At 41.4% G+C, this 9,640-nt stretch carries 11 protein-coding genes; 8 read left to right on the forward strand and 3 right to left on the reverse strand.

Annotation, left to right across the window (positions count from 1 at the left end):
- The 3 genes from ABFC84_15190 to ABFC84_15200 form a co-directional block, all read right to left on the reverse strand.
- Positions 1-678 (reverse strand): heme exporter protein CcmB, encoded by a 678-nt coding sequence (locus tag ABFC84_15190; protein MEN6414082.1) that lies wholly within the window; start codon positions 676-678, stop codon positions 1-3.
- The gene (gene ccmA, locus ABFC84_15195) at positions 650-1,279 is read right to left on the reverse strand and encodes a heme ABC exporter ATP-binding protein CcmA (protein MEN6414083.1); all 630 of its coding nucleotides are present in this window, start codon (positions 1,277-1,279) and stop codon (positions 650-652) included. Before ccmA ends, ABFC84_15190 begins: the two co-directional genes overlap by 29 nt.
- 75 nt (positions 1,280-1,354) lie before the next feature.
- Entirely contained in the window at positions 1,355-1,903 is a 549-nt protein-coding gene (locus ABFC84_15200; protein MEN6414084.1) for a cytochrome c3 family protein, read from the reverse strand.
- A gap of 431 nt (positions 1,904-2,334) precedes the next feature.
- On the opposite strand from ABFC84_15200, the gene ABFC84_15205 reads away from it, so the two are divergent.
- From ABFC84_15205 to ABFC84_15240, 8 genes are all read left to right on the forward strand, one after another.
- Positions 2,335-3,474: a hypothetical protein gene (locus ABFC84_15205; protein MEN6414085.1), complete on the forward strand. Its 1,140-nt coding sequence runs from the start codon at positions 2,335-2,337 to the stop codon at positions 3,472-3,474.
- Positions 3,475-3,548: 74 nt separating this feature from the next.
- Positions 3,549-4,685: a 2-hydroxyacyl-CoA dehydratase family protein gene (locus ABFC84_15210; GenBank protein MEN6414086.1), complete on the forward strand. Its 1,137-nt coding sequence runs from the start codon at positions 3,549-3,551 to the stop codon at positions 4,683-4,685.
- A 4-nt stretch (positions 4,686-4,689) separates the two neighbouring features.
- A complete protein-coding gene (locus tag ABFC84_15215; GenBank protein MEN6414087.1) occupies positions 4,690-5,997 on the forward strand; it encodes a 2-hydroxyacyl-CoA dehydratase family protein in 1,308 nt (435 codons plus the stop codon).
- Positions 5,998-6,011: 14 nt separating this feature from the next.
- Positions 6,012-6,800 carry an acyl-CoA dehydratase activase gene (locus ABFC84_15220; GenBank protein MEN6414088.1) on the forward strand — a complete coding sequence of 263 codons (789 nt, stop codon included), beginning with the start codon at positions 6,012-6,014 and terminating at the stop codon, positions 6,798-6,800.
- An 11-nt stretch (positions 6,801-6,811) separates the two neighbouring features.
- Positions 6,812-7,537 carry a hypothetical protein gene (locus ABFC84_15225; GenBank protein MEN6414089.1) on the forward strand — a complete coding sequence of 242 codons (726 nt, stop codon included), beginning with the start codon at positions 6,812-6,814 and terminating at the stop codon, positions 7,535-7,537.
- A 52-nt stretch (positions 7,538-7,589) separates the two neighbouring features.
- Positions 7,590-8,351: an AAA family ATPase gene (locus ABFC84_15230; protein MEN6414090.1), complete on the forward strand. Its 762-nt coding sequence runs from the start codon at positions 7,590-7,592 to the stop codon at positions 8,349-8,351.
- 123 nt (positions 8,352-8,474) lie between these two features.
- Entirely contained in the window at positions 8,475-9,296 is an 822-nt protein-coding gene (locus tag ABFC84_15235) for a methyl-accepting chemotaxis protein (GenBank protein MEN6414091.1), read from the forward strand.
- 88 nt (positions 9,297-9,384) lie between these two features.
- Positions 9,385-9,640: twin-arginine translocation signal domain-containing protein (locus ABFC84_15240; protein MEN6414092.1), on the forward strand; the 256-nt coding region annotated here is incomplete at its 3' end.

Raw genomic sequence — 9,640 nt, forward strand, 5'->3', positions numbered from 1 at the left:
CTAGTCGTACCATAGATAATCAAATAATAGTGATGCAGCAGCAATAACAGTTGCATCATAACCAGCCAAAAAAAAGCACTCATTCCAACCGGGAATCGTGTCGGCTAAGATTTGTCCTGTCGCAGCAATGGCGGTAAGAAACTGCGGCAGCAGGAGCGGAAATGTGATTACGGTGAAAAGGGAACCTTTAGCGTTAGTACAGGACACCATAAATGCGGTCAAGGTTGCCACTGCCGCTACGCCAACAGTACCGAAAAATAATACATAAACCAGCTGACTCCATAAATGAACTTCAATATTGAGGAAAATAAGAAAGAGTGGGATAAGCAGTGCCGTCACCAATTGTAACAAAAGAATATTAAATAACAGCTTTCCTGCTAATACGGCTTGGCCATTCGCGTACAGGCGCAGTGTAAATAATGTTCCTGCCTCCTGCTCATAAACAAAGGTTCTTGCTAGTCCTGCCATAGCACAAAAGAAGAGAATTATCCATAACAGCATGGCCGCAATGGAGGAAGAAATAGCAGCTCCGGCAAGTGTCATACTAATGCCGGACAGCGTGACCAGTGTGAACATAGTCAGTGTGCCAAGGGCGTAACGGGTACGAAATTCACAGAGAAGATCCTTATATAATATAGCCCAAGCTGAATTAGGCCAGGTTAATTTTTTGGTGTGCATAGTTAGCTTCCTCCGCCTCATTTGTGGCAAGAATGATGGAAGTGCTGCGGGTTAGAGCCTTATGGATAAGGTCGGCAACCAATTTTTTACCGGCAGTATCCAGGTTGGAAGACGGTTCGTCCAAGAGCCAAAGTGGAGGATTTAGGACTAATAGCAGAGCAAATTTTAGACGTTGGCGCATGCCTGTGGAATAATTTATAACGGGTTCATGTGCCTGACCAGATAGTCCTACTCGCTGCAAAGAGGCCATAATAAATTCAGGCAGAGCAGCCATTCCGGAAGCTTTGGCTATGAAGTCGATGTTTTCGTAGCCTGTTAGGGACTTATAAAATACCAGTTCTGGCGAAACAAAACCGATGTACTTTGCTCGTTCGCAGGGGCTAATCAGCCGGTTAGCGTTACAACGCAGATTAATTTTTCCAGAGCTTGTCTTGACCAGTCCGCTTATAATTTTTAGCAAGGTTGATTTGCCAGAGCCGTTTGGTCCTGTGACTGTCAGACATTCCCCGGGCAATAGTTTTTTAGATATATTACGGAAAAGACATTTATTTTCGTAATACTTAGTTACATCAACTAATTCTACGGTTACGCTATGTTCCATAGGCCAGCCCCGCTTTATTAAACGATAGGCCCGGCGGATTGCCCGGGCCTATCGCATGTTGGATTTTACGTTAGATTAATAGGCACCTTTTTTAAAACTAGGCGGCAAATTACGCATCCAGGAGAATCCGTGGCATTGGGAACACATAACCTTAGATTCCCGATGCATACTGTGGCATTTATTACAGTCTTGTTCGCCTTGATGTGAATCATGTGGATTGGAATGATCTGCCTCAAAGTTTGTTTTGGCAATAACATCCGTCATATTATGACATTTTAAACACATTTCTTTAGGAAACTCTCTTTTTTTCATGGGGTCTTCATAATCGCCGGTAATTTGTTTGAAGCCCTCTTCAGCCTGCTGGTCAAAAGAGGGAGTGTGGCAATCGTGACAGTTTACTCCCGCTTTGGCATGAGCGTTTGCCAGATAAGTACTATTTTTCCATGAGTCATAATATGATTGCATATTGTGACAATTAGCACAGAATTCCGGTTTGTCACTCATTTTTTGAGCGGCCATAGCGCCAGCAATTGCGATTAGGAGAAGAACCAATAAAATAATAAGTATTTTTTTTCGGGACAAATTCCCCAAAATACTTCGAGCTTGGTTTGACTGTTGATGCATTGTATCATTCTCCTTTCATCAAAATAGTTCAGTTTGCTCATATTAGTTTCCTAACTATTTTAATATACATAATGTACTTTATATTGTCTTTGTCATTTTGCACAGTAATTTTTAAGAATTATTATACAAACCGCTATAATAGTAGGTGCTGCTGAAGGCGGACTAGTTGCTGGCTGCGGCGGTAATAAAGGAGGAGGCCGCAGAAATATTACAAAACAAAAGCAGCTTGGGAAGCCGCAGCTTCTCCCCTTGCCGACAAAGATAGCAGAGAACCGTCATAACAATGGATAACAGATAATACGTAAAAATTCCGACTTATAATACAATATAAAGCACTAATAGATTATGCGAAAATTTGTATAAATGCAAAATGACGAACAAAATAGAACATGATACCATAAACTTGGAAATTATATTAAGGAGGAGTTACGATGAAGAAACAAGTTGCAATATTGGTATCAATGGCTGTTTTGTCAATGGCGAGTTCTGTGTATGCCGCTCCAGCAGATAATAACGTAGAAGCAGAAATTGCTGCATTAAAAGACCGAATTTTAGTTTTAGAAAAACAGGTAGCGGAAAATAAGACGACAGCTACAAAAGAAGCTGTGGCCAAGCCAGATCCCAATCAAATAAAAATAACGGGGGATGTACGTGTTCGCTATGAATACGCAAAAGATAGGCCTGAATCGCCGGAATCATATAACCGTGTACGGTTAAATATGTTTAAACCACTTACCGATAAGCTGTTTTTTAGCGGTCGGATTGAATCAGAAAATCATGCCGGCGGCGATAGCGATATTTCTGTAACGCAAGCATTTATTGGCGGTAAAGGACTGGGGGCAGATGCATTCATTGCAGGACGTATTCCTCTGTATCTCGGGCAAGGGCTAATCAATGGGATTGGCGCGGAAGGCAATGTGACGACAGGTGCTGATGGAATGGCGTACCTAAAGAAGTTTGGTGATTTTAAGGTGACTGCAGCCGGTGGTAAAGCGGGAAATATCTCATATCCAACTGGAGCCGCAGGACAGATAAGTGTAAATCTGCTGGCAGGAAATATAGAGTATCTCGGTTTGAAAAACACCAGCATTACCGTAGCGTATTTACAAGATAAACATCAAGACTATATTGATACGTATGCTGCTGGCTTTAAGTATACCGGGTTAAAGGATTACGGCATAAAATACGAATATGGTAAAAATAAATCCGAAATAGCCAAAGCTCTCTCCGGCAGCGACGGCGCTGCAGCCTATGTAGCAAGTGTGAAATACCGTGGTGCCAAGCTTAATAAGCCAGGATCATATGGTGCATGGATTGGATATCGCAATGCGGATGCCGGCTTCGATGTGCTTTCCATGGGAGATTCCGACGCTCCTGAGGTTTTGAAAAATTTTGATGGGACTAATCCATTAAATGCGTATAACATGTCAAATATTAAGGGCTTTGAATACGGATTAGAATATACAGTATTTCAAAATGCCACAATGACATTACAATATGGTGATCATAAAAGAAAAACAGATAATAAGAATGCCGAAAATTTTATGGCCGCAATGGAATATCATTTCTAAATTTAAATAACGAGAAATTCACATTCTTCCGAATGTGAATTTCATTCTATATTTGAATAAAGGAGAAAAGTGCGATGAGATCAAAAGCAATGGATATTTTTAAAGAAGCCGCAGCAACGATCTATAATTCAGAAGTTGCCGCCTGGAAAGAAAAAGGCGGTAAGGTGGCAGGATATTTTTATCCGGCAGTACCGGAGGAAATATTAACAGCCGCCGGTGTTCTTGCGTTTGGTATCCGGGGAACAGGAAGCAGGGGAACGGAAATGGCAGATGCTCATTTTCGTCAATTAAACTGCGGCTATACGCGATCCACTTTCGACCAGATTTTGCAGGGTGAATATAACTTCTTAGACGGCGCAGTTGTATTTAATCAATGTGATCATTTGCGGAGAATTTATGATAATTGGCTTACCATACCCAATAACCCTTGTTATGCATTTATTTATTTACCGAAAAAATGCGATGCTCTTGCCCGGGAGTTTTTTGAAAAAGAAATTATTCAATTCAAGAAGAAAACAGAAGAAAAATTCGGTGTAGTGATTACAGATGACAGGCTTAAAGAAGCCATTGCCGTACACAATGAAACACGGCGGCTGCAGCGTAAAATCTATGACCTCAAAAAGCTGCCGGTTCCGCCGCTCAGTGGTGCTGATACAATGGCAATCATGCTGGCGGCTACGGCGATGCCAAGAACTCGTTATAACGAATTAGTAAAAGAATTGCTGAGCGAATTATCTAAGCAACCGGATAACCCATCTGCCGGCAAAAAACGGCTGCTTTATATTGGAAGTCATACAGATGATATTAAATTTATGGAAACTTTGGAAAGCCAGGGCGCTATGATTGTGGTAGACGACACTAGTTTTGGCTATAAAGCGACCGAAGGTGAAATCTCGACAAACGGCGATCCGCTGCAAGCAATTATTGATTACTATTTTTATACGCGAGCGGTTACTCAGCGTCAGTACGGCACTGTCGATAAACGACTGGAGCGCATAACAGAAATTATAAAAATATTCCGAATTGATGGTGTTATTACAGCTCGGTTAGCAGAATGTGACCAAATTGCATTTGAACAATTTATTTTAAAGGATTTCCTTAAAAAGTCCAATATTCCCAGCTTGGATTTGGAAGTAGAATATATTTTAGATAGTGTCGGGCAATTAAAAACCCGTGTTCAAGCTTTCTTGGAAACTATGGAGGAGGTATGAGGCAATGGCAGAAATGAGAAAAGATTTGCAAAGGGTTCATGAATATCATGAAAGATTGACTGGATTAATAAAAATGCTTGAATCTGCACCAGCCGAACAGCAAAATCCTGTACTGATTAATCTTTTGAAATTGGTACTTAGTTATAATGAAAACATTATTGATGCAGCTGAGCAGCATAAGCCCCTGGCATGCACCTGGTACGGAAATGCCTGCGAAATTCTTGCCGGAATGGGGATTGCCTATTATAATCCCGTATTTGATCTGATGATGCATCTTGATTTTACAGATTATAAAGATGCAAAAGAATGCGATCGTTTTCCGCTTGACGATAAGATGTGTTCCCTTGTCCGTTATGCGGTGTATTCTGTTTATAATCAATTACATCCAAAACCGGATTGCTTTATTGCGATGATGGAGCCATGTGATGGGCAAATTATGCTGCATCAGGCCTTTCAGCAAAATGAAGAATGGAAAAATGTACCGAACTTTGCGATTGACCCGAGTTATGGACATACCGATAAGGATTTTCAATATGTTGCTAAACAGCTTAAAGAAATGATTGCATTCTTAGAAAAAACAACGGGGGCGAAATACGAATTTGAAAAAGTTCGTGCTCTGGTTGAAGAAACCAACCGGCAATATGAAGTCTGGGCACAAGTCAATGAACTGAAACAAGCTCGTCCCTGTCCAATCGGCTCTTTTATTACGGATGATGTGTTCTGGGCTCTGACACAACATTTGCCGGCTGGTGATCCGCGGGCAACAGCGCTGATGACTGCTGTTCGTGATATGTTAAAAGGTGCGGTAGCCGCGGGCAAAGGTGCACTGGAACATGAACAAATCCGTGTTTTATGGCCGGACTTATCACCGCTTTGGGGACAAAAGTTAGGTAAATGGTTAGAAGATGAATGGAATGGTGTTTTTGTTATGTCTTTCCAGGGATATACACCCTATGAAAAAATTGACACCTCCACGGAAGAAAGTATGTTGTTTGGCTTAGCACGGCGTGCTGTTGCTGAAGTGCCGATGATTCGTCAGGGACGCGGCTGGGTTGATGTTATGATTGATGATGTAACGGATATAATTAATACCTATAGTATTAACTGCGTAATTGACGGCGGGCATATGGGGCATAAGGATCAGTCGGGCTCTAAGTATTTCCTGCGGAAAGTATGCCGCGATATGGATGTACCTCTTTTGGGGCTGACAACCAGTTTATTTGATGAACGCTATACTCCACTTGACCAACTGAAAAAGGACATTTCCAATTTCTTAAGTGCCGCCGGTTTTAAACGGGCAAAAGATATGTAACGAGGAGGATATACATGTTTGTTGCAGGGTGTGATATTGGTTCTACAACCGGTAAGGTCGTTATATTAAAAGATGATCAAATGATAGCATGGTCTATTGCTCGTACTGCCCATGGACCAGAAGCCACTGCCCAGCAAGTCATGAAAGAGGCTTTAACGCAAGCAGGGCTTGATTCGATGGATGCCCTTTCCTATATTATCGGTACAGGCTATGGCAGAAGTAATGTTTCCTATGTTCAAGATGATATATCGGAAATTTCCTGTCATGCCAAAGGAGCGCATTGGCTTCATCCTGCAGTAAGAACAATTGTAGACATAGGCGGCCAGGATTGTAAGGTTATTTCTTTAAATGAATCAGGCAAAGTCGTTGATTTTTCGATGAATGATAAATGTGCGGCGGGAACAGGACGCTTTTTTGAATCTATGTGCAGGGTATTGGATTGCTCTTTGGATGACCTGGCCAACTATTCGCTGCAATCGATATCGCCAAAAACAATATCAAAACAATGCAGCGTGTTTGCTGAATCAGAAGTAATCACATTGGTGAATAATAATGTCAAAATTTCTGATATCGCAGCGGGTATTCATGATTCTATAGCCAGAAGAATCCATGCAATGGTTTATAAAATTGGTATTGTAGAGGACGTTGTGCTAACAGGCGGCTGTGCCAGAAATCAAGCATTAATTCGAAGTTTGGAACAGCAGCTGCATAGTAAAATTGTCCAGCTTAAGGAAAACCCACAGCTTGCCGGCGCGTTAGGAGCGGCGCTTTTTGCTAGAGATAGGGCTATGAGTCCGAAATAAGGCGGTGTATGATGAGGCAATTTAAAGCGTACGAGACACAAATAGACAGCTTACTATCAGCCGAGTGTTTTCAGAAATTAGCTTTAGCCAATGCGAGAACGTCTTATTTTTTACAAAAAGGCAAAGGAGCGGGAATTGTGCTAAAAGGTGATATGAAGATTGAACTTGGCGGCTGTCAGTCAACATTTTCGATCCTTTTGCCGAGTGCTATTCATGACAGCGGTGTTTTTCTCTGCGGAGAAGATATTGATACAGCAGAACAATCTTTACCTTTTGGGCAGATAGTTAAAGTGTCCGGAGAAAACGTTAATGAAGAAATGTATTATCAATTGGGACAAGTACTCCACGGATTAATGCAGGCAGACGGATATATGGTAAAAAAAAGCAATCAAGCTTTTTTATGTCGAATCAGTAAACAGGCAGCGAAAGAAGGATTATCTTTTGCTGCCTTAGGAGAGATATTAATTCGACGCATTAAAGAAAGATTTGCTCAGGTAGAAAATGTACAAGTTTTCTATATTACTTCTCCTTCCGCCCAATTTCATAAATGGCAAGCTATCGCCGAAGAAATTTCCCAAGCTTTGAAAAAAGTCAAGGAAGCTGTATGGCAAAACCGTGGAATCAATGTTAATGAGTGTTTTAAGCTAGGACATTGCGGAAAGTGCTCGTCCAAAGATGTATGTGATAAAGCACGTGAAATTGGCCTTGAAATAGTAAATAAAATGAAGCCGGCATGATGAGTTGCGGAATAAATCATTATTGGATACAAAATAGAAAGAAGGATTTAAGGTGGAACGGAAAATAATAGCCGTTTGCGGTAAGGGTGGTGTTGGGAAAACAGCCTTTACATCTATGATGACCAAAGTTCTGGCAGAACAGAAAGCCACGGGGAAGCTTTTGGTAATCGATGCGGATCCGGCACTTGGCTTGCCCTTCGCGCTGGGCGTTACAACAGATTTGACGATTGGTAAAGTGCGCGAAGAAATAATAAAAGCAGCTCAAGATGGCGAAACGGACAAAGACGCACTTGCAGAAAAAATGGATTATATGATTTTTAATGCGTTAGTGGAACAAGCGAGCTTTTCCTTTTTGGCAATGGGCTGTATGGACAGAAAAGGCTGCTTTTGCGCCTTAAACGATCTTTTACGCGATGCAATTGCACAACTTTCTATTACCTTCGATACGATTTTGATTGACGGTGAAGCTGGGTTAGAGCAAATCAATCGTCAGGTTGTAGATAAAGTGAATACATTAATTATTGTCACAGATACATCTTATCGAGGTATGGAGACAGTTAAACATATTAAACAACTGGTAGATAACGGGTATGTTCCTGCGTGTGATCAAATCGGTGTTATTTTCAATCGAAGCAGAGATGAAGTTAGTTCTTTGGAAACTATGGCACAAGAAATAGGCGTACCGGTATTTGGTGTTATTCCGTACGATACTTTAGTTGAGAAACATGATCTTGCGGGCAAACCATTGCTGGAATTACCGGATGATTCTGTGGCGTTGCAGGCTGTAACAGAGATTGTGAAAAGAATAAAATAATTGTAAGCATACTATTGGATAGTAGGTCATTCAAAAGGACTTATCTCACAGGGTAAGTTCTTTTATATTAGTTTCGTTTATAAGGTGTAAATAATTAAAAATTAGACATGGGGGTGGCCTAATATGGATAGAAGTATTATTAAATCGCTAATGGATGTTTTGCCTTTAGTAAAAGACTTATTGCAGGAGGACATTGGAATCTCCATGACCGATAGGACGAAATTTATAGCTAATTTCCCCAACGAAAAGATACCGATGAACTTAAAAATAGGAGATCTGATTCCGGCGGGAGATCCATACTTAAAAGCAATGGAACAAAAAAAGATTATAACGGGTATTCCGCCAAAAGAATACTTCGGAATTACATTTAAAGGCATATGCTACCCTCTCATTGACGATAGCGGGGAAGTTTTTGGCGCTGTTGGCGTGGCGAAAAGTTTGGAACGGGAATCGGCGATAAAGGATGCCACGGACAATCTTTTTCAGTCCATACAGCAAACAAATGCCAGTGCGGAAGAAATTTCCTCCGGAGCACAAAAGCTGGTAAATACCATCCAAAAGGTTGTAAAAGTAACGAGCTCTACCGACAAGCAGTTAAAAGATACGGATTCTATTTTGGCAGCTATCCAAAATATAGCGTCTCAGTCAAATTTATTAGGTTTAAATGCCGCGATTGAGGCGGCAAGAGCGGGTGAAATGGGACGAGGTTTTAGTGTGGTTGCTGATGAAATGAGAAAGCTGGCACAGCTCAGCAGCGAATCAGCCCAAAAAGTATCTCAAATGCTAATTCAAATAAGGAAGTCTATTACTGATATTGAATCTGAAATTGATGAATCCAACTCCATTGCTAATCGGCAAGCGGCGGCTACTAAAAAGATTACGGTGACAATGGATGAAATAACAAGTACATCTGAAAAGCTATCAAGCATGTCGGAGCTGACTTAGAAAAATGATGTTCTTTTTTTAAATCTACGGATGATTTGGATTCCTTAAATAGAATGAGGCGGGTACATATGGAAAAAAGAGATACCTTATGGGATGTATTCCAGAAAAAAACCTGAGCAGGCGAAGCTTTCTTAAGACGTGTGTTGCGATTACCGGTATTTTAGGTTTAGCGCCGACCATGATTCCGGCTGTGGTGGAAGCTGCCGAAACAAAGCCGCTGCCGCCGGTGATCTGGCTCCACGGTCATGAGTGCACCGGGTGCGACGAAGCTTTTCTTCGTTCCCAGACCCCCTTGGCATCCGACGTTGTCTTGAACATGATTTCCCTGGAAAGTATGGAAGTTA

The sequence above is a fragment of the Veillonellales bacterium genome, assembly GCA_039680175.1.
In the GTDB taxonomy this organism is placed as follows: Bacteria; Bacillota; Negativicutes; order JAAYSF01; family JAAYSF01; genus JBDKTO01.

Bases quoted from the DNA above. Each gene is read 5' to 3' on its own strand.
- ABFC84_15190 (MEN6414082.1), bottom strand. From the start codon at position 678: ATGCACACCAAAAAATTAACCTGGCCTAATTCAGCTTGGGCTATATTA.
- ccmA (MEN6414083.1), bottom strand. From the start codon at position 1,279: ATGGAACATAGCGTAACCGTAGAATTAGTTGATGTAACTAAGTATTAC.
- ABFC84_15200 (MEN6414084.1), bottom strand. From the start codon at position 1,903: ATGCATCAACAGTCAAACCAAGCTCGAAGTATTTTGGGGAATTTGTCC.
- ABFC84_15205 (MEN6414085.1), top strand. From the start codon at position 2,335: ATGAAGAAACAAGTTGCAATATTGGTATCAATGGCTGTTTTGTCAATG.
- ABFC84_15210 (MEN6414086.1), top strand. From the start codon at position 3,549: ATGAGATCAAAAGCAATGGATATTTTTAAAGAAGCCGCAGCAACGATC.
- ABFC84_15215 (MEN6414087.1), top strand. From the start codon at position 4,690: ATGGCAGAAATGAGAAAAGATTTGCAAAGGGTTCATGAATATCATGAA.
- ABFC84_15220 (MEN6414088.1), top strand. From the start codon at position 6,012: ATGTTTGTTGCAGGGTGTGATATTGGTTCTACAACCGGTAAGGTCGTT.
- ABFC84_15225 (MEN6414089.1), top strand. From the start codon at position 6,812: ATGAGGCAATTTAAAGCGTACGAGACACAAATAGACAGCTTACTATCA.
- ABFC84_15235 (MEN6414091.1), top strand. From the start codon at position 8,475: ATGGATAGAAGTATTATTAAATCGCTAATGGATGTTTTGCCTTTAGTA.